This window comes from Hydrogenispora ethanolica (assembly GCF_004340685.1).
In the GTDB taxonomy this organism is placed as follows: Bacteria; Bacillota; UBA4882; order UBA8346; family UBA8346; genus Hydrogenispora; species Hydrogenispora ethanolica.
The window spans coordinates 1-18,228 of sequence record NZ_SLUN01000022.1; the positions used below are offsets into that span (position 1 = coordinate 1).

19 protein-coding genes, 2 tRNA genes, 1 pseudogene and 1 riboswitch are annotated in these 18,228 nt (G+C 46.7%); of the genes and pseudogenes, 3 read left to right on the plus strand and 19 right to left on the minus strand.

Features of this window, described 5'->3' with window-relative positions; translation table 11 throughout:
* The 3 genes from tnpB to lexA all read right to left on the minus strand — a co-directional run.
* On the minus strand, nucleotides 1–115 hold a 115-nt coding region (tnpB, locus tag EDC14_RS27590; protein WP_165908079.1), incomplete at its 3' end, for an IS66 family insertion sequence element accessory protein TnpB.
* Complete coding sequence (gene tnpA, locus EDC14_RS16550) at nucleotides 115–483, minus strand: IS66 family insertion sequence element accessory protein TnpA (RefSeq protein WP_243662970.1); 369 nt, start codon at nucleotides 481–483, stop codon at nucleotides 115–117. The genes tnpA and tnpB, both read right to left, overlap by 1 nt.
* A 219-nt stretch (nucleotides 484–702) precedes the next feature.
* On the minus strand, nucleotides 703–1,323 hold the full coding sequence (gene lexA / locus EDC14_RS16555; protein ID WP_132015423.1) for a transcriptional repressor LexA: 621 nt from the start codon (nucleotides 1,321–1,323) through the stop codon (nucleotides 703–705).
* Nucleotides 1,324–1,496: 173 nt separating this feature from the next.
* On the opposite strand from lexA, the gene EDC14_RS16560 reads away from it, so the two are divergent.
* Nucleotides 1,497–1,796 (plus strand): LysM peptidoglycan-binding domain-containing protein, encoded by a 300-nt coding sequence (locus tag EDC14_RS16560; RefSeq protein ID WP_165908080.1) that lies wholly within the window; start codon nucleotides 1,497–1,499, stop codon nucleotides 1,794–1,796.
* Nucleotides 1,797–2,143: 347 nt separating this feature from the next.
* Nucleotides 2,144–2,433 (plus strand): annotated as a pseudogene (locus EDC14_RS27820) (beta-galactosidase trimerization domain-containing protein); the annotation flags it as partial.
* Between the two features lie 467 nt (nucleotides 2,434–2,900).
* Here the strand turns inward: EDC14_RS27820 and ilvC are convergent.
* From ilvC to EDC14_RS16625, 12 genes are all read right to left on the minus strand, one after another.
* Nucleotides 2,901–3,896 (minus strand): ketol-acid reductoisomerase, encoded by a 996-nt coding sequence (gene ilvC, locus EDC14_RS16570; RefSeq protein ID WP_132015425.1) that lies wholly within the window; start codon nucleotides 3,894–3,896, stop codon nucleotides 2,901–2,903.
* Between the two features lie 262 nt (nucleotides 3,897–4,158).
* On the minus strand, nucleotides 4,159–4,383 hold the full coding sequence (locus EDC14_RS16575) for an FmdB family zinc ribbon protein (protein WP_243662972.1): 225 nt from the start codon (nucleotides 4,381–4,383) through the stop codon (nucleotides 4,159–4,161).
* A 39-nt stretch (nucleotides 4,384–4,422) separates the two neighbouring features.
* Nucleotides 4,423–4,998 (minus strand): phosphate propanoyltransferase, encoded by a 576-nt coding sequence (gene pduL / locus EDC14_RS16580; RefSeq protein ID WP_132015426.1) that lies wholly within the window; start codon nucleotides 4,996–4,998, stop codon nucleotides 4,423–4,425.
* 80 nt (nucleotides 4,999–5,078) lie between these two features.
* A tRNA-Trp gene (locus EDC14_RS16585) sits at nucleotides 5,079–5,154 on the minus strand.
* 182 nt (nucleotides 5,155–5,336) lie between these two features.
* Nucleotides 5,337–5,732 (minus strand): TIGR04086 family membrane protein, encoded by a 396-nt coding sequence (locus tag EDC14_RS16590; protein ID WP_132015427.1) that lies wholly within the window; start codon nucleotides 5,730–5,732, stop codon nucleotides 5,337–5,339.
* A gap of 69 nt (nucleotides 5,733–5,801) precedes the next feature.
* Nucleotides 5,802–7,244: an FG-GAP repeat domain-containing protein gene (locus EDC14_RS16595; protein WP_132015428.1), complete on the minus strand. Its 1,443-nt coding sequence runs from the start codon at nucleotides 7,242–7,244 to the stop codon at nucleotides 5,802–5,804.
* Nucleotides 7,245–7,435: 191 nt separating this feature from the next.
* Nucleotides 7,436–7,512: transfer RNA gene (locus EDC14_RS16600), tRNA-Pro, on the minus strand.
* Between the two features lie 255 nt (nucleotides 7,513–7,767).
* Nucleotides 7,768–8,805, minus strand: a complete 1,038-nt coding sequence (locus EDC14_RS16605; RefSeq protein ID WP_132015429.1) for a hypothetical protein — start codon at nucleotides 8,803–8,805, stop codon at nucleotides 7,768–7,770.
* A 76-nt stretch (nucleotides 8,806–8,881) separates the two neighbouring features.
* The gene (locus EDC14_RS16610) at nucleotides 8,882–10,186 is read right to left on the minus strand and encodes a homocysteine S-methyltransferase family protein (protein ID WP_132015430.1); all 1,305 of its coding nucleotides are present in this window, start codon (nucleotides 10,184–10,186) and stop codon (nucleotides 8,882–8,884) included.
* An 18-nt stretch (nucleotides 10,187–10,204) separates the two neighbouring features.
* Complete coding sequence (locus EDC14_RS16615) at nucleotides 10,205–10,951, minus strand: UPF0280 family protein (RefSeq protein WP_132015431.1); 747 nt, start codon at nucleotides 10,949–10,951, stop codon at nucleotides 10,205–10,207.
* Between the two features lie 53 nt (nucleotides 10,952–11,004).
* The gene (locus EDC14_RS16620; protein ID WP_132015432.1) at nucleotides 11,005–11,415 is read right to left on the minus strand and encodes an NIL domain-containing protein; all 411 of its coding nucleotides are present in this window, start codon (nucleotides 11,413–11,415) and stop codon (nucleotides 11,005–11,007) included.
* Nucleotides 11,408–12,580 (minus strand): homocysteine biosynthesis protein, encoded by a 1,173-nt coding sequence (locus EDC14_RS16625; protein WP_243662973.1) that lies wholly within the window; start codon nucleotides 12,578–12,580, stop codon nucleotides 11,408–11,410. The genes EDC14_RS16620 and EDC14_RS16625 overlap by 8 nt, the downstream gene beginning before the upstream one ends.
* A gap of 65 nt (nucleotides 12,581–12,645) precedes the next feature.
* Nucleotides 12,646–12,749: riboswitch (SAM riboswitch) on the minus strand.
* A 436-nt stretch (nucleotides 12,750–13,185) separates the two neighbouring features.
* Between EDC14_RS16625 and EDC14_RS16630 the strand changes: the two genes are divergently transcribed.
* Nucleotides 13,186–14,400: a cofactor-independent phosphoglycerate mutase gene (locus tag EDC14_RS16630; RefSeq protein WP_132015434.1), complete on the plus strand. Its 1,215-nt coding sequence runs from the start codon at nucleotides 13,186–13,188 to the stop codon at nucleotides 14,398–14,400.
* A 332-nt stretch (nucleotides 14,401–14,732) separates the two neighbouring features.
* Here the strand turns inward: EDC14_RS16630 and rsmB are convergent, their stop codons facing one another.
* The 4 genes from rsmB to def are packed head-to-tail and all read right to left on the minus strand — an operon-like array spanning nucleotide 14,733 to nucleotide 18,207.
* Complete coding sequence (gene rsmB / locus EDC14_RS16635; RefSeq protein ID WP_132015435.1) at nucleotides 14,733–16,091, minus strand: 16S rRNA (cytosine(967)-C(5))-methyltransferase RsmB; 1,359 nt, start codon at nucleotides 16,089–16,091, stop codon at nucleotides 14,733–14,735.
* Nucleotides 16,084–16,776, minus strand: coding sequence for a zinc metallopeptidase (locus EDC14_RS16640; protein WP_132015436.1), 693 nt, complete (start codon nucleotides 16,774–16,776; stop codon nucleotides 16,084–16,086). Before EDC14_RS16640 ends, rsmB begins: the two co-directional genes overlap by 8 nt.
* Nucleotides 16,777–16,788: 12 nt before the next feature.
* Nucleotides 16,789–17,754: a methionyl-tRNA formyltransferase gene (fmt, locus tag EDC14_RS16645; RefSeq protein ID WP_279388777.1), complete on the minus strand. Its 966-nt coding sequence runs from the start codon at nucleotides 17,752–17,754 to the stop codon at nucleotides 16,789–16,791.
* A gap of 3 nt (nucleotides 17,755–17,757) precedes the next feature.
* Nucleotides 17,758–18,207 (minus strand): peptide deformylase, encoded by a 450-nt coding sequence (gene def, locus EDC14_RS16650; RefSeq protein ID WP_132015438.1) that lies wholly within the window; start codon nucleotides 18,205–18,207, stop codon nucleotides 17,758–17,760.
* Between the last annotated feature and the right edge of the window lie 21 nt (nucleotides 18,208–18,228).

Sequence of the window (18,228 nt, forward strand, 5' to 3'; positions counted from 1 at the left end):
CGGCGAACGGATCAAGGGAAAAGCCTTGCTGCACCAGTGTCATCAGCCCGTTGATCGATTTTCTCATGTCTGTATGCCCGCAGCACAGGTACACGGGTTTTCCGGCGAACCGCATCACAGCGATTTCATCATCCGGCAGACCTTCGCCAGTAGCTCCATGTCTGTTTCGCGATTTACAGCGAGGTGAAACCCTCTGACTTCTATGGTCAGGGCGCTTGCGGCGACGGTCTCGGGTTCGGAATCCGCAAGCCGCACCCAACCGTTCGGCACGATCTTACCCTCATGGTTTTGTACCCTCATAAGCTCGGCGCAGGCCGCTTCCCGCACTTTTTTCTGCCGGTAGTAATAGGTTGTTTGGCTGATCCCTTTTGCTTCGCAAAATTCCGTTACAGTCTGTCCGCTGGCCAGCCGTTCCTTAACCGCTTCGCTCCAGCCCGACAGCCGCATCTGTGTTACGATTTTTTGGGTCTCCGTTCTAATCACTCTAATCACTCCAACTTGCTTCAAAACGCTCCATTGAACATTTTGAACCTTCTTGGAGTAAATTGTACCTTCCCAAACATCCCCTTTCAAGGTGAGCGGCGGTTTGACGGTTACTCATATAATTAAGAAATTTGTATAATAAAGGGGTTATTCAATTCAATGGGAGACCTTGAATTGAATAACCCCTTTGGTTTTTTCAAGAGTTCCTCTCAGTTCCTCTCAGTTCATCTTTCGAAAAAGTCCAATCACTTTTCCGACGACGCGGATATCTGGCGCGAGAATCGGTTCATATTTCTCATTTTCAGGCTGTAAACGGATACAATCCGATTCTTTGTAAAACCTTTTTACAGTTGCTTCATCCTCGAGCATGGCAACAACAATCTCACCGTTTTGGGCGGCCGGATTGCGGTTAACAATCACGAAATCTCCGTCATAAATCCCGGCATTAATCATGCTGTCGCCTTTAACCTTCAGCATGAAAACTTCGGCGGCTACGGAAAAATCGGCGGGAAGCGGGAAGTAATCCTGAATATTCTGCTCGGCCAATATAGGTTGACCCGCGGTAACTTGACCAACGATCGGAACGTATTTTACACTGCCGAAGTTAAAAGTGTCCGGTGAACTATTTCCGACCAATACTTCGATCGCCCGAGGTTTAGTCGGATCTCTACGTAAATAACCCATTTCCTCCAATTTCGCCAAATGGGCATGAACTGAAGAACTTGAACTGAGACCGACAGCTTCCCCAATCTCCCGAACCGAAGGAGGATAACCCTTCTTTTGAAGTTCGCTCAAAATATAATCCAATATAAGTTTTTGTCTTTCCGATAAATCTTCCATGACTTGATCACCCATTGCTTTTTTGTTTTACTGGTTTCCATTATACCATACGGTCCTTGAATTGGCAAACATTTGTTCGTTTTTTACTTGACAAAGAACGTGTGTTCGTGTTAATCTTATAACAAACACAGAACATTTGTTTGGTTGATGAGGTGAACAGCATGCGGTGGAGAATGAATTACAAAGGACGAATTTTTTATTGGTCACCCAAACGATTTACCTTCAATATGATTATTTTCATCTGCTTTATTACGGGACTGATCTTTTTTATCACCAATTCGGTGAAGGCGGACGCTACTCGTTCTACTTTATCAATTATGGTTCATCAAGGCGATTCATTATGGTCTATCGCCGAAAGAATTGAACCGGATCGCGATCCCCGCATAGTCATTCAAGAGCTCAAGGCTCAAAATGATTTACGGACGGCGAATCTAACCGCCGGTCAACGATTAAGGATTAGCGTAGCCAAATAAATTACCATAGAACTATTTCTGCATTCCAAAGCATTAGCATTTCGGATCTTTTTTCCGGAATTCTTTTTGCTTTGTGAGCGGTTAATAAAAATCCGGAAAAAGACAGGGGTTCCGGGATTAATCTTGAAATATAATCCTGCTGGCGCGGAACTGGCACAACCGGGGGACAAATTGTTTGGATTCCAAACTACAATCCAAGGTAGCAATAGTATTCGATTAGGATAATGGATATTGGGATAAATTGGTGGGTGGCGGAATTCTCCAGCGGCCCAGTCAGTATTTGAAATATCTTGAGTAGGTTGTATATGTTAAAATAAATATGGAATAGCCAAAATATTCTATGACTTGTCGCGCGAAGTGGGATCTTCGTCACTATTTTTTTCAGCGGGATCGTGAATGAGAACGATCTAGTAATCCTGGGTGGCTATCCGGGTGAACTCCGCAAATTATTGGGAATCTGGTCCGAAGGAAGAGATTGATGCGCTATTTCCGGATCAGAAGAACAAGATCGTCATTTCGGAACCCTTTGATGATTTAGCTAGAGAGTAGAGTGCGGCTATGTGATCTGATCCACCAGGAAACCGCTAAGGCTCTGGCCGTATACGGTAAAGATTTTTGTTTTTATTCTGGAAGACCCGATACTGTAATACAAAAGAAATCCAACCTCCATTTTGAACCATAACGATTTCGTGGTCACAATAAAAAAGCAAAGCCGGATGAATATTTATACCAAGAATTGCTTCAAGAGGATCGAAACAAGAGAACTTGTATTTAGCAGCCTAGAGCAGTCGCAATATTAGAAAGGACAAGGACAATGTAATACAACTTGCCTGATGTAATTTGATTTTCAAATTTGCAAGGATTTAAACTCACTTATAAAGCCACCAAATGCCATTTAAAGGAATGGCCGGGTCAACCGCCAAATATATTTATTTAAAAGAAATATTCTTTTGACTGAAAGAATTATAGAGTCGTATAATACACCTTATGTAAATTAAAGAGATCAAAATAAAAAAGTCAGGTCCGATTACGAAGCCTGACTTTCTTATTTTTTATTATAGCTATTGTAGCTTTTAAATTGTAGCTTTTAAATCGCAACCTTATTTATTTTTTCTTAATCCAAGGCATCATGTCGCGGAGTTTTTTACCGACCGTCTCAATCAAATGATTCGCTTCAGTCCGGCGCAATGCATTAAATACCGGCCGTCCGGCTTGGTTTTCCAATATCCATTCCCGTGCAAAACGGCCACTCTGAATCTCACTAAGCACTTTTTTCATTTCTCTCCGGGTTTCCTCATTAATAATCCGTTTTCCGACCATGAAATCGCCATATTCGGCAGTATCACTGATCGAATAACGCATCCGGGCAATGCCGCCTTCATGCATAAGATCCACGATCAGTTTGAGTTCGTGCAGACATTCGAAATAAGCGATTTCAGGTTGATATCCGGCTTCAACCAAGGTATCGAAGCCAGCCTTGACCAATTCGGCGCACCCTCCGCAAAGCACGGCTTGCTCGCCAAAAAGGTCTGTCTCGGTTTCTTCCTTGAAGGTGGTTTCCAAAACACCGGCGCGAGTGGCGCCAATGCCTTTTGCGTAGGCCAACGCCAAATTCTTTGCTTTCCCGGTCGCATCTTGATGAACCGCGATGAGAGCCGGAACTCCGCCGCCTTCGGCATAGACACGACGAACTAAGTGACCCGGTCCTTTTGGTGCAATCATGATAACATCGACATTTTTCGGTGGGATAATCTGATAAAAGTGAATATTAAATCCATGCGCAAAAACCAGGGTTTTTGTTTCATTTAAGTAGGGTTCAATATCAGTCTTATAGAGCGAAGCCTGGGTTTGGTCGGGTACGAGAATTTGAATAAGATTGGCTTGCTGCGCCGCCTCGGCAACCGAGACCGGTTGAAAACCGTCAGCCAACGCCGCTTCGTAATTGGCACTGCCCGGACGTTGCCCGACAATAACCTCTAAGCCGCTGTCACGCAAGTTTTGAGCATGGGCATGGCCTTGGCTGCCATAACCGATAATTGCGATTTTCTTGCCTTTTAAAAGATTAAGATTTGCATCTTGATCGTAGTACATTTTGGTCATGGATAAATCCCCTTTCCAATACTATGCTATAATAATTATCATATCACAGGATGATTTATCATACAATAAGACAAACTTTATCTTAACCTCTCGATTTTAATTTAACCTATATATAAAGTTTCCCATCACAAAAAATCAATTGGATGGGAAAATCAATTCATAAATCCGGTTTATCTTTATCTATTACTTTTTATTTTATAGATTATAGATTATAAAAATTCATAAAGACAAGACATTCGGAAGCCTTAAGTTTTGTGACAGTTTAGTGACAAGAACCACAGTGTCCGCCATGGCAACTACCACAGGAATGAGAGGAGCTAGAGCCACCGGAAGTCCCGTGATTGGCACCGGCAAAAGCAGACATTTTTTTCCGAATCTGCCGGGAACCGCAGAACGGACAGACTTTTACCGGCTGGTCAAGACGGCACAGCTCTTCAAAATCACGTTGACAATCGCTACAGCGGAATTCATAAATTGGCACTTCCATCACCACTTATCGATTGAAATAAAATAATTGATTGATTATCTACTTAATGATTGTTCCCAGATCTCCATTGTTTAAACCGGCGGCATTCGCTTCATCCGTATCCAAATGAAGGTCCTTCGCGAAATTGGGGTGCACTCTTACTAAAACTTTATTGAATGTAATGCTGCGTTCTCCGTCAAACTGGACGGAGATCCACTCTTTATCCTTCAAACCGAGTTCCGCGGCTTCATCCGTGTGGAGATGCAAGTGGCGTTGGGCGATGATGACGCCTTCCTTGAGTTCTACTCGTCCTTGCGGTCCTTCGAGAATCACGCCGGCCGATCCGGAAACCGAACCCGAATCACGAACCGGTGCGTTAACTCCCAATGTAAAGCTGTCGGTTCGGGAGATTTCTACCTGGGTAGCGGAACGAACCGGACCCAAAATTCTCACTTTGTCAATGGATTTTTTAGGGCCAATGATATTAACAACCTCTTCGGCCGCAAATTGTCCCGGTTGTGATAAAGGTTTTAGGGGCTTTAATTCATACCCTTTTCCAAATAATGTTTCCAAGTCGGCTTGTGTAACATGCACATGTCGATTTGAAATTCCGACTGGAACTTTGTCATTCGCCATTTGAATAATCCGCCTCCACTTCTAAACATTGCCAAGAATTTTAGACATAAAAAAAACGGCTTTTCACCGATACAAAAGTCTGGCAGGGGAGACAGGACTTGAACCCGCAGCCACCGGTTTTGGAGACCGACGCTCTACCAATTGAGCTACTCCCCTGTTCGGATTAAATTATAACTAAAATAAACGCGTTTGTCAATTTAATATTAGGATTTCGGCAAGAATAAATTTTGGCAGGCGCAACGGACTCCCGATACGATTTGCCTTGTGAGGAACCTCAAAGGCATGTTTAAAAGCCGGAACACTCACAAACCAAAACATCTTTATCCCTATATTTTTTCTTATGCTTTTCCCGCCAAATTAACTCCGATAATGCCGCCAAATGCTCCGATAAAGGCGTTAATCAATGATTTTACAACGAAAACGCCGATTTGAAAACGTTCTCTCAAGATAAAAATAACCATTAGGAACAACAAAAGAGAGCTGAGTGCACCAACGCTGATTCCGATCAGCCAGCCGTCCTCCCGGGCGTTTTTTCCGGCATATACCGCACCACTAATGATACCGATGTAAATGATGAACAAATAATAATCATTCGGCATAAAAGCGGTAATCGTCCATCCCAGCTCCGTCAGTATCGAAAGCAAAACTGTCAGTATGACGACCACGGCAAAGAAAACGAGAGTACCTCGTAAAATCGGTCTGAATGGGAATGAAGATTTTTCTTGATCGGCCATCACCCTACCCCTCCTTTAGTAGTAAAACTTATGGGGAGTAAAGTAAAATTATGACAGAATATTAGGGCATTAAGGTAATGTTATCGTCTTGCTCGTAAAGTCGATAGAAACTGGCATATCAAAAATATTTTGATAATTTTGCAACGGAATATAAATTTCTCCGTTTCGGCTCAAAATATTATTGGCTGTATTGTGATCAATCCTTTCGCCGTTTAGCAAGGCTGTCGAAGGATTGAGTTTATTGATCTCCAAGGTGTTCAACGCATGAGTGAACCGGATGTTGTTTTTTTGTTCGGCGATCTCTAGCCCTCCACCGGGGATTGCCAACGACCGGGGGGAAAGGTAGATTTGGTTACCCAAGCAAATAATCCCCGGTTTTACATCGTAAAGCTGACCGTTAAATTCCAATTTGAAGCTTGTCAGGTCATAAAAATGATAAAAAAGGGCTTGTTGGGTTACTGTCCATAAAAATAATTCTTCCGAATCGATATTAACGAGCTGATTGGCTCTTCCAGCCGTAAAGCAAGCGACCTCCTGCCACTGTTTAATCGTTTTGGCTAACTTAATGGCATGAAGTTTTCCAGCGGTATCTGTGGCGACCCAGTATTTTTGGTTAGCGATCTTCAAAAGCGCAGACTGTTCGATAATGTAATTATAATTTGCCAATTGCGCCTTGAAAAAATAACCTTTCGAAGATGCACTCAGTAAATAAACCAACTTCTGGGAAGTGCTGAACAGGATCTCCTGCCGGCCATCGTCATCCCAATCCCCGGCGGATAAGGCCAGTATTTTACCCCAGGGATAGTTTTCCCAAACTGTGACAATGGATTGATTTATTAATTTCAAGACTGCGATGCCGCTTTTTTGATAAGTGACGACAATTTCATCCTTTGTATCATTATCCAGATCATAGGCTAAAGCGTTTTCGAACGGACGAAACGGATTCGGGCTTTTCCAAATGAGATCCAGTGCTTGATCCGATTTATGGAATAAAAATAAAAACCCCTCTTTATTCTGGACTAATATATCCATCCCGGTTAAGCCGCTGAAATTGCCGGCAATGATTTTGGTGATCGAAGACCAAACATACTTACCATAGTCCAAACTTTCCCAACGCCCGTTTTGGTACTTATATAAATAAAGCATGCCGGGATCGGCTGTTCCGGCCAACACTTCGGGAATGCGGTCTCCATCCACATCTTCTAATTGGTAAGCGGTGATTTCCATATCTTGAGATTGGAGCAAGCCAGCTTCTTTTAAGGTTTGGTCCTGCATAGTAAAAACTTTGATTTTTCCGTCAACAACGGTAAATGCATAAAGATTGCCTTGAATAGTCTGCCAGCGCGTCGTTCCCATGCTCAACCCAACCGGTTCGGCAACCGTAGAATGAATCCATAATGAAGAAGGCTCTTGAGCAAAAATAGCCGTGAATCCTCCAAATAAAACCATTCCGACGAGTAAGAAACAAAAAAGCAATTGACGAAACCGATGACGGAGGATGCCAGATTTCATCGCTATACTCCCTTAGGATTGATATATATATATATACTTCAAGTTTACAACAGATTTTCCTTTTTATCCAAAACGATTTTTTCGTTACAGGATTTTTATGAAATAGTGAAGTAGTGTGATATGAGATTGGAAAAATAGCTCCATAAAAATAAAAAAAGTTTGTGCTCCAACACAAACCCTGAAAAATATTCTGGTCGGGCAGGCGGGATTTGAACCCACGGCCCCCACCACCCCAAGGTGGTGCGCTACCAAGCTGCGCTACTGCCCGAATGACAAAAGTTATTTTACCACTAATACTGCAGATAGTCAATATCTTTACGCTACCAATCATTGATTAGTTTAGATCAATGGTTACCGGTTCTCTTCCGACTGAAAATCGGGGCAAGTCTGACCATTGCGCCATTTTACTTCGGGAAAGGCCCATTTTTGACAAGTTTGGTCGCGGCGATGCATACAATCACGGCAACCGGATACTATCCGAATACTTAAACCTGGAGTTTCAAGCAACATGAACTGTTTAATCTTAGTCGCCATACGAAACCTTTTTACTCTTTAAAACACTTCCGAATTGATCAACCGTAATTTCAAGCCGGTGCATAAAATCGCCTAATGAAGCCAGTTTTGAAACGCTTTCCAGACGCATGAAATCATTTAACATCGAATTGAGCATTTTATAAACCGCAGCTAACTCTTCCTCCCGTTTTTTAAGGCGTAGCCGATCTTTTTCCATGCTTTCCCGCAAACACTCGTTTTCGTCCAAAGAATGTTGCAATTCTTCCATTATTTTATCTTCTTTTTTCAAGTCCCGTTCCACAGCCAGCAAATGCTCGATAAACCCTCGTAAATCCAGCTGGTGGCGTTGATTGGCTTCGACTTTTTGAAGTCTTTCTTCCAATTTTGAAATAGCTGCTGGTAATGACGATAGTTGGTATAAAAAAGAATTGGAGGAATCCTGGGGTTCGGCGACAGCAATTTTGGGAACCGCTGGTTCAAGCTTCGCCTCGCTGCTGGTTGCCTGCGAAATGATAATGGGCTTTGTTATTGAGGGTATCTCGACTTTAGGAGGTTCACGAATCAGTTGTTCGCCGATATTGAGCAAGTCTTCGTCAGTATACTGGAAACGTTTGACCAAACGATAAAATCGCAATTTCAGCGCCGCAGGAGTGAAGGAATTACCGAGTTTTTGCTGTAACTCCTCACAGGCTTCGGCTCTTGAATTACCAAGCGCTTGGTGTTTACAAAACGTGTCAATAATAAAACGGTCGATCTCTTTAATTTCCCGGCTGCGCCTGCGTGGGGCGACACCCGTCTCTTGCGTATATTTGGCTTGCATCAAATTATAATATTCTTGATTGGTTAATCCCTTCTCCTTCAGCAGCCGACAAAATTGGCTGCGCAACGCGCTCATTTTTCGCCCTAACCGATTGACCAGCTCTCGCCTCTTTTGGGGGTTCCACCAAGATTCAAAAAGCATTTCGTTTTCAGCATCCGTATATCGGGGTTTGGATTTTTGTAATGATTGGTTAGGGACACTCGCTATTGCCAAAGCATTTTTTGGCATCCATCTTCCCTCCTCGCCCTTCAACCAGTTCCTATCATATTTTGTTCCAGAAGGAAGATATTTATGCCAATAAATATTATCGAATGACTTGATACACTCCGCCATATCTTTCTGTCCGAGCGATCAGTCGGGGATCCGATTCTCCGCAAACCATCGCCCGTCCGGGGATGTGCGATAAAAAGATTTGAATCAAATCGGGATCCGTTAGTTCCGCTTTAACCAAATTGGGCCAATACGTAGCCAGCACTTGAACCAAGCTGCGGAACGATTCACGGTATTGGGCATCAAGCTCATTCGCCTGAATACGGATCACTTGAACGGATTGGGAATCTATCTCGAAAATCAGGTCAATAAGGGAATCTTCGGAACCGCTTATAAACTGATTCCATAATTCGGAATAAGCGTCAAGCTCTAACAGATAAACCTCGGATGGCTGATGTTCCAATTGCGCCGGAATGAGCATGCTTTTGGAGACGAGGTAATCCTGGCTCTGATTCGATGAGACCTGATATAGAAGGGCTGCGCTTCGTTGACGCAATTCACGGATATGTTCGGGAGAAGTGCCGCAGCAACCGCCGATAACACGGGCACCGGACCGAATCAGTTCCATGCAGGCGGCGCCGAATTCAGCCGCGCTTTCTTGATAAACGGTCGTACCGTTTTCCACGAAAGGTTTGCCGGCGTTGGGTTGAACAATCAGCGGTATTTTGGTATAGGCGGCCATTTTTTGAATGATCGGTTGCAGCGAAACGGCGGGCAAACCGCAATTGGTGCCAAGTGCTAACAAGGGATAACCCGACAGAGTGGCGGCAACCATTTCCGGGGTAAAACCCGTCAGTAACCGGCCATTCTCCATAAAACTCACGGAAGCGATGACTGGGAGACCGACCGTGAGAGAAGCTTGAACCGCCGCTTTCGCCTCCTGGATATCGCTCATGGTTTCAATGCTGATCAGATCGGCGCCCGCTGCCGCACAAAGCTGGACTTGCTCGAGAAACGCAATATAAGCGTCTTCAAAGGTCAAATCACCCAAGGGTTCGATCATCCGGCCGGTAGGTCCAATCGAAGCGGCAACCAATTGGTTCTCTTGGACCACACTCTTCGCAATTTTTACCGCCGCAGTATTCAACTCCGCGGCTTTACTCTCCAAGCCCTCGGCACTCAGCTTGATCCTGCTGGCCCCGAACGTGTTGGTCTCGATACATTGGGCGCCGGCGGCAAGATATTGGCGATGAACCTCGGCCACGATATCCGGATGGGTCAGATTCAAAATTTCGGGGGCTTCACCAGGCTGCAAGACTTGCTGCTTTTGCAGCATGGTCCCCATGGCTCCATCAAAAAACAATAGATTCCGGTTGAGGTCGAGAAACGATTGCGGCATCAAAAAACCTCCCCAAATTTATATGGCAACCAGGTTTATCTCTCCCCAAGCCGCCATTCGATCATCTTTAATGAGTAAAGCGCCTTGTAATCCGGGGATTTGCTGAACGGAAGCAATCACCCGGGAAAGATCGGTGGTTCGATGGATTTGGTTAGCCGTTGCTGTAGCGGCAGCATCGGCCAACGCCACATCCTCCGCAATAATGACTGCGGCATCGGCTTCTCCTAAACTCAAAGACGGCCCCACTGTACCGGCGGAAGTACAGACCCCCAACCCCTTTGGACAGGGGGCGATTTTCAAACCCACTCTCCGGGAAAACGGGGAATTTCCGGCATAGACGGCAATCATCCGTTCTTTGGACGAACGCAGGAAAATATCGCCGCCATTCTCGATAATGAATTCGGATATGTCGGGAAGGTCTTGGGCGATCATCCCCGCAACGGCGCCGGCCACCGCCGCCATGGGACCCACCTGAACCCGGCTCGAGACATCGATCATCCATTGGACGATGGGATAGGCTGTCGAATCCGGCGGATAGGGAACGAGCGTTTTCGCAAAAAGCGGATGGTGATAGATATATTCTTTTAAATGACGCCGCAACTCCAACAGTAATTTTTTTACCCGCTCCTCCACGGCCTGATCGCTCAAAATCCATAAATCGCTTTCACCAATAACCACTCTGGAACGAATTAAGTCGCCGGCGTGGTAAGCCCGATAATCCCTTTCAACGTCCGTCTTTTTTAAGTACTCCGGATCTTTATCCATTATAAGTATTCCTTAACGTGAAAATGCCGTAACACTGGCACTATCTTAAAAACTTAAAAAGTCGCCTGAATAATCTGCATGGGGCAAGCCTTTACGCATGATTCACAAACAATGCACTGTTCCTTGTCAAAAGATAACTGCCAGTCCGGAGCGGCGATAGTGAGCGCCTTGGAACGGCACACTGCCGTGCAGGCCCCGCAGTGAATACACTCGGCTTCATTCCACACGATTTCCTTCCCTATCGGCTCGACGTGAACTCCTTGAGAAATAATATACTGGATGCCCGCTTGGATATTGGCTTCGGAACCGTTGGAAAGCTCGATGACCAGTTTCCCTTCTTCTCCGGGCGTGATCTTCGCTTTTAGGATATTGATTGCCAGATCAAACTCCTTGACCAAATGGTAGGTTAACGGCACCTCTGTCAAACTGGGCGGGAATGAAAGAACGATTCTCGTTTTAGGCATGTTGGGAAGCCTCCTTGGCGTGGATCTCCAATGAATTCAGTTTGTTTTCTAACGGCAAAGCTTGAACGGGTTCCGTCAATGTAAACTGACCAAGGGTAATCCACTCTTTCAGGATAGCGGCGATCCGACGAGCTTGATAAAGTGATGACAAAGGCGCAGTAGGCACTGATTTTCCCTGAACGGTGACTCTTCCGGAGCGCAACTGTTCATAACTTACCAGGCCATAGTTGGGTTTACTGCGTTCCGGGACACTATAGTCGACAATCGTCGTCTGAATCTCCCGGTTGGAAATGGCGGTAAAACGCAACATTTCCTCATCCAAAATCGGTATGGGAATCCCCACGCCGACGTACATCGTGACTCCGTAACGATCAAATAGAGCAGCCCGTAAAAAATCGCGTTTCATCTCTTTCAGGTTCCCGATCAACGCCAATGTCCCGGCGCTAGAAAGCGGCACGCCGTTTTCGGCCCTTTTTTGCAGCGGATTGTGTTGCGTTCCTTCCCATGCTACGTACCCAACCGTTCCGCCTAAAAAGATGCGGGTGCCGATTCCAATCGTTCGATAGTACGGATCATTTAGTAATGGGCTGAGTTCGCCGGATGTAGAATAAGTAACATTGCCGAAATTCGGCAGCAAAGTTCCCATGTAGGTATAGATGGTCTTAGAAGACGAATTCACTGCCGCCGCATAGTTTTGATAGACATTCCGCGGATTAAATAAATAAGCTTGATTCAGGTCTTGCAAGGTAATATAGGTATGAATCTCTTTGCGCGGATAGCAGTCCGTCCCGTAGGATAACGCTTTTAACTCCACCTGTTTCCCGCTGATTAAGTCTTCAATGACATGAGCACCGCCATATTGAAAGCCTTGAGTCTCCGATAGTTCGGTGGCGCCGATATAGGCATCGACCGCGGCGACTCCCGCATAAGCCGGTACATTATTGAGCGATACCTTGCTCATGCGAATGGGCGGATCCGAATGGCCAAAATTTAAAAAAGCCCCGGAAGAACACATCGGGCCAAATGTGGCTGTTGTCACAACATCGATTTCCGCTGCGGCCTTCTGATAACCCTTCTCCTGAACCAGATCGATGATCTCTTCAGCCGTAACGACTACGGCCTTTCCCTGCTTAATCTTTTCATTAATCTCCGCATAACTTTTCACACGGCGACACCTCCAAGTTGCATAAAATAAAAAAGCCTCAATAAAGAGGCATAAAAGCGAATAACCTCTCATCTGCCAGGATTCCCTGCTGGATTTGGCACCAGTTCGCTCTCACACGAAGGTTGCCGAGGTCTCATCGGGCCAGTCCCTCCACCTCTCTTGATGAGGATATGAATGAATCTAATTTAATAGTATATTATTTTGATCAAGAATCGTCAAGGATTTAAATAAAATTATTTATTTTGACTTTTTTGCCGAAAATGTTCCCTATGGCATTCGCGGGCTTACTTTGATAACCGGTACTCCTGAAACTGTTTGTCAAAATCAATCCGGACGGGTACCTGAGCCCGAAATCGAGTTAAAAATAAAATTCCGGAGGCAATGAGACAAATGAGGCAAATCATGAAATAAAAAGATGCGGGTTGGCTTTTCATTTGATTACCCTTCTCTCTACCGCGATTATCATTTCAACCGGTTCGCTCCGAAACTTCTTGAAAGTTGGCGCTTCAAAATTAAAAATGAAATCATAACTTTATTGAGCGGGGTTTAATGAAATGTTATAATTTTTACAGTTTCATATTTTATCATACCGGGACGGTGATTTCATGAAGTATTTAGTAATCCTGGGCGATGGCATGGCGGACTATCCGGTTCCCGAATTAAACGGTCAGACGCCTTTGGAAGTTAGTCATAAACCCCAGATGGATTTTTTGGCAAAGCACGGCACAGTCGGTTTGGCGAGGACCGTCCCAACGGGGATGCCCCCCGGAAGCGATGTGGCCAATTTGGCGGTAATGGGTTATAATCCCCAAATTTATTATACCGGACGTTCTCCGTTGGAGGCGGTCAGCATCGGAGTCGATCTCAGCCCGTCCGACGTGGCCTTCCGCTGTAATCTCGTGACCTTGTCGGAGGATGCCGATTATTCCGCCAAAACAATGGTTGACTACAGTTCCGATGAGATTTCCACTGAGGAGGCCGCTGTATTAATTCAGGATATCGGAGCCCAGCTTGGCAACGATCAGATCCACTTTTATCCCGGAATCAGCTACCGTCATTTGATGGTGTGGCACGGGGGCCCCACCGCTTCCCGCTTGACCCCGCCCCATGACATTTCGGACCGCCCGATTCATGACCACTTGCCGAAAGGCGACGGCGCCGCGCAATTATTGGAATTCATGGTACAAAGCGCCGACATCCTCAAAAACCATCCCGTCAATCTCCGGAGAATCCAGCGCGGATTGCGGCCGGCAACCTCCATTTGGCTCTGGGGCCAAGGCACCAAACCGAATATTTCCAGTTTTCATGAAAAGTATCAGCTGCATGGTTCGGTAATTTCGGCGGTGGATCTGGCGAAGGGCTTGGGTATTTGCGCCGGATTAAACGTGATTGAAGTACCCGGAGCCACCGGGAATGTCCACACCAACTATAAAGGCAAAGCCGAGGCGGCGCTGGCCGCTTTTGCCGCAGGACAGGATTTTGTCTATCTTCATGTTGAAGCGCCGGATGAGGCCGGGCACCGTGGTGAAGTCGAAAATAAAGTAAAAGCCATTGAAAAAATCGACGGCGAGATTCTCGGTCCGATTTTGGAACGGCTGCCGGAGTTGACCCCGGATTATAAGATTATGCTGTTACCCGATCATCCCACGCCGCTCAGTTTAAAGACCCATGTCGCCGATCCGGTCCCCTTTGTCATTTATCAGTCCACCCAAACGAGTCCGGGTCATTCAACGGCTTGCTTTACGGAAAAATCGGCTGCCGTCACCGGACTGTTCATTGAAGAAGGTTTCCGACTGATGGATCGCTTTATTTTGGGGTAATGCATCAAAGAAACGACTCTCCTGTCGTTCAAGATCGATCTTGACTCCTCAAGATCGATCTTTTATTGTTCAAGAACGATCTTTTATTGTTCAAGAACGATCTTGGATAGCTCAAGATCGTTCTTCAGTCACTCCAGATCGATCTTTAGTGATCCCCAATCGTTCTTGGATGACCCAAGAACGATCTTTGGTTGCTCAACAACGATCTTGGATAACTCAAGATCATTCTTGAGTCACTCAAGTTCCATCTTTGATAGCTCAAGATCGACCTTGGAGGATGAATTGTTTGTCAATTCATTTCCAAGAGTCTGCAAGTATTTCCAAAAGAAGGTCTAGCTCTTGTGTAAGCGGCAGAGAAAGAAACCGTCTCCCCCACCCGACGCAGGCAGGACATTTGCCCAGGGAGTCGAGGAGTCTTCGAGGTGATCCCCCAATTGAGCGGGCAGATACTCCCGCCACGGAACGGGCCGGAATTCCGGATGCGCCTGGCAGAACCAGCGAATCTGCTCTTGGTTTTCCTCCGGTTCCAAGGTGCAGGTGCTATAAACGATCCGGCCGCCGGACTTCAACAATTGCGCCGCATGGTCTAGAATTTCCCGTTGAATCCGGACCAATTCGGCGCTATCTTCCGCTTGCCGGCGGTAACGCGCGTCCACCCTGCGCCGCAATACACCCGTTCCGGAACAGGGAGCATCGACCAGAATCGCGTCGACGGGCACATCAGAGGGCGGTTGAAAACTGCGGGCATCGGCCAAGCGCGGCTCGATAATCTTCAATCCTAACCGGGCGGCGTTTTCGGCAATCAGGCCGACTTTATGAGGATGGTCGTCAATACTGTAAATCGTGCCGCAATTATTCATCAATTCGGCTAAATGAGTACTTTTCCCCCCGGGTGCCGCACACAGGTCAACGACCGTCGCGCCGGGCGCCGGCTGCAACAAATGGGCCACCAACATGGAACTCTCATCCTGCACAAAGAGTTTGCCGTTTCGAAAGGCGGGAAGTTCTTCCAATGGCATGGGCAGGGATTGGAGGATTAACGCTTCGTCTAATAGGTTACCTTGGGTGAACATCACTCCTGCTTCGGCCAATTCATGCCGGATAGCGGCGAGCGACGTACATAGGCGATTGATCCGGACCGTTAACGGCGGTTTCTCATTATCGATGGCCATCAGCCGCTCGGCTAATTCAAATCCGTAGCGCTTCAGCCAACGTTCCGCCAGCCATGCCGGGTGGGAATAGGTAACGGACAGAAACTCCACCGGTTGGGAATCGCGATCGGGGAAAGGGATCTGCTTGCGGTTTCTCAGAAAATTACGGAGAACCGCGTTGACCAGTCCCGCCAAACCGGAATAGCGGGAATTCTTGATTTGGTCCACAGCGGCGTGGCAAACCGCTCTTTCCGGTATTTCCGGAAGAAATAGCAGTTGGTAGAGGGCCAGACGAAGCGTATCCTTGACGGGAACTTTCAACGATTGTAAAGGACGGCTTAAAAGCCGTCCGAGGATGAAATCAATCTGAAGCAGATTGCGCAAGGTACCGTATACCAGTTCGGTGCAGAAAGCCCGCTCTCTCTGTTCGACCTGGGGATTGCTGGCTAAAATATCATGCAGCGCCAAATTAACGTAGGATTCATTCTGTTCTACCCGGTCCAAAACCATCCGCGCCAAAAGGCGTCCGGAACTAATCATCACGCCGGCCTCTAAGGAAAAGCATTCGTAAAAGTTGTAAAACCGCCATGGAAGCTGCCGCGAGATACGTCATGGCCGCGGCACTGAGTACTTTTTTGGCGCCGCCCACCTCGTCGCCGCGCATCAAAAAGCCTCCGTCCGCCAGCATCGCCAGGCCGCGGTTACTGGCGTTGAACTCCACCGGCAAAGTCACCAGGGTAAAGAATACAAAGAAACTAAACAGGATAATGCCCAAATCGATTAAGAACGTGTTCCCTCCGAATAAGAACCCGAGAAAGAACAGGATGTATCCCAGATTGGAACCAAAATTGGCAATGGGAAAAATGCTATTCCGCAAGGCGAGGGGCGCATAAGCGCGGGCGTGCTGCAAGGCATGGCCGGTTTCATGAGCGGCCACACCGAGCGAAGCCAATGAACGCCCGTGATAAACTTCGGGAGAAAGCCGCAGCACCCTAGAACGCGGATCATAATGATCGGATAAAGTTCCGGGAGTCAATTCCACCGGAATATCCGCCAAATTATTGTTATTTAACAACTCCCGGGCCACTTGAGCGCCGGTCATCCCCGAAGCCGCCGGCACATCAAGATATTTGTTGAAGGTGGATTGCACCTTAAATTGGGCATAGAATGTAAAAATGACAGCGGGGATTAACAAAAGAAAAGTCGGATCGTAAAAAAACGGCATTTCCCTTCCCTCCTAAGCTATAATGTAATCTTTTTTCCCAAAAATCATTCCTGGTTTTAGCCGTCGGCCGTTGGCGAAATCGTTGGCAGACATTACTTTCTTCCCGAGCGGTTGGACCTTGGTTAGACACAATGAGGTTGTATCGCCTGTGGCAACCACAATTCCTTCCTTCGAGATCTGCAGAATTTCCCCAGGTTTCACTGGTTCACTCGCCGCATGAAACTCTTGAGGAACCGCCGCTATAATTTTTAAACGTTCCTGATTCAAAAAGGTTTCCGCTCCGGGAGACGGTGCGAATACCCGGATTCCATTATAGATGGATTTGCCCGGGCATGTCCAATCGATCTTTTCCAAATCGGATTTTATTTTCGGCGCTAAAGTGGCCAAAGTACTGTCTTGAGGAATGCGGGGCGCAATGCCGGCCGAGACATCCTGCAAGGTCTTCACCAACAGCTCTCCGCCTAATCTTGCCATTCTTTGATAGAGGCTGGTGAAATTTTCGTCGGGAGCGATTGCTAACGTTTCTTGATAGATAATGTCCCCCGTATCCCAACCCTGATCCATATACATCGTAGTAATGCCGGTACTGGCATCGCCGTTGAGAATGCTCCATTGAATCGGAGCGGCTCCACGGTATTTCGGCAACAATGAACCATGTACATTAATGCAGCCAAATCTCGGTCCAAACAAAATGGCGTCCGGTATTTTTTGGCCGAAAGCCACGACTACCACTACATCGGGGTTTATTTGCTCAAAAGTCTCCATAAACTCGGCATCCGCCACTCGCGAAGGCTGCCAAAGCGGCAAACCGGCTTGAATCGAGACCAGCTTCACTTCCGACGGTTGTAAAGTCATCCCTCTACCCTTCGGTCGATCGGGTTGGGTTACCACTCCGGCAATGTCAAAAGAGCCGGAGTGGAGTAGCGCTTCGAGACTGGCGGCGGCGAAGGCCGGAGTTCCCATGAATAAAACGCGCATCACTTATTTTTTCTCCTCTTGAAGGTAATCAATGAACAGGATCCCGTCCAGGTGATCAATCTCATGTTGAAAAGCCCGGGCCAATAGTTCGCTTCCTTCCAGTTGAATCGGCTTTCCGTCCAGGTTGATGGCGGACACCGTCGCCTTGGCGGCGCGGGTAATATATTCATTCCGGCCGGGAATGGAAAGGCAGCCCTCGACATCTTTGATTTCGCCTTCCGTATGGGTGATCTCCGGATTAATGAGCACAATCGAACCTTCGCCCACGTCAATCACGACAATCCGTTCGGAGACGCCCACTTGCGGCGCAGCCAATCCTACCCCGTTGGCATGGTGCATCGTCTCCAGCATGTCTTTGACGAGTTCCCGAAGCTTTTTGGTGATTTTCTGCACCGGTTTGGCTTTTTGCCGCAGAATGGGATCGCCCTCGGTTAAAATCTTTAAAATGGCCAAATATTAACACCTCAGTCTCTA

Excerpts from the sequence above, each read along its gene's own strand:
- lexA (WP_132015423.1), bottom strand. The coding sequence starts at position 1,323 with ATGGAAGATTTATCGGAAAGACAAAAACTTATATTGGATTATATTTTG.
- EDC14_RS16560 (WP_165908080.1), top strand. The coding sequence starts at position 1,497 with ATGAATTACAAAGGACGAATTTTTTATTGGTCACCCAAACGATTTACC.
- ilvC (WP_132015425.1), bottom strand. The coding sequence starts at position 3,896 with ATGACCAAAATGTACTACGATCAAGATGCAAATCTTAATCTTTTAAAA.
- EDC14_RS16575 (WP_243662972.1), bottom strand. The coding sequence starts at position 4,383 with ATGGAAGTGCCAATTTATGAATTCCGCTGTAGCGATTGTCAACGTGAT.
- pduL (WP_132015426.1), bottom strand. The coding sequence starts at position 4,998 with ATGGCGAATGACAAAGTTCCAGTCGGAATTTCAAATCGACATGTGCAT.
- EDC14_RS16590 (WP_132015427.1), bottom strand. The coding sequence starts at position 5,732 with ATGGCCGATCAAGAAAAATCTTCATTCCCATTCAGACCGATTTTACGA.
- EDC14_RS16595 (WP_132015428.1), bottom strand. The coding sequence starts at position 7,244 with ATGAAATCTGGCATCCTCCGTCATCGGTTTCGTCAATTGCTTTTTTGT.
- EDC14_RS16605 (WP_132015429.1), bottom strand. The coding sequence starts at position 8,805 with ATGCCAAAAAATGCTTTGGCAATAGCGAGTGTCCCTAACCAATCATTA.
- EDC14_RS16610 (WP_132015430.1), bottom strand. The coding sequence starts at position 10,186 with ATGCCGCAATCGTTTCTCGACCTCAACCGGAATCTATTGTTTTTTGAT.
- EDC14_RS16615 (WP_132015431.1), bottom strand. The coding sequence starts at position 10,951 with ATGGATAAAGATCCGGAGTACTTAAAAAAGACGGACGTTGAAAGGGAT.
- EDC14_RS16620 (WP_132015432.1), bottom strand. The coding sequence starts at position 11,415 with ATGCCTAAAACGAGAATCGTTCTTTCATTCCCGCCCAGTTTGACAGAG.
- EDC14_RS16630 (WP_132015434.1), top strand. The coding sequence starts at position 13,186 with ATGAAGTATTTAGTAATCCTGGGCGATGGCATGGCGGACTATCCGGTT.
- rsmB (WP_132015435.1), bottom strand. The coding sequence starts at position 16,091 with ATGATTAGTTCCGGACGCCTTTTGGCGCGGATGGTTTTGGACCGGGTA.
- EDC14_RS16640 (WP_132015436.1), bottom strand. The coding sequence starts at position 16,776 with ATGCCGTTTTTTTACGATCCGACTTTTCTTTTGTTAATCCCCGCTGTC.
- fmt (WP_279388777.1), bottom strand. The coding sequence starts at position 17,754 with ATGCGCGTTTTATTCATGGGAACTCCGGCCTTCGCCGCCGCCAGTCTC.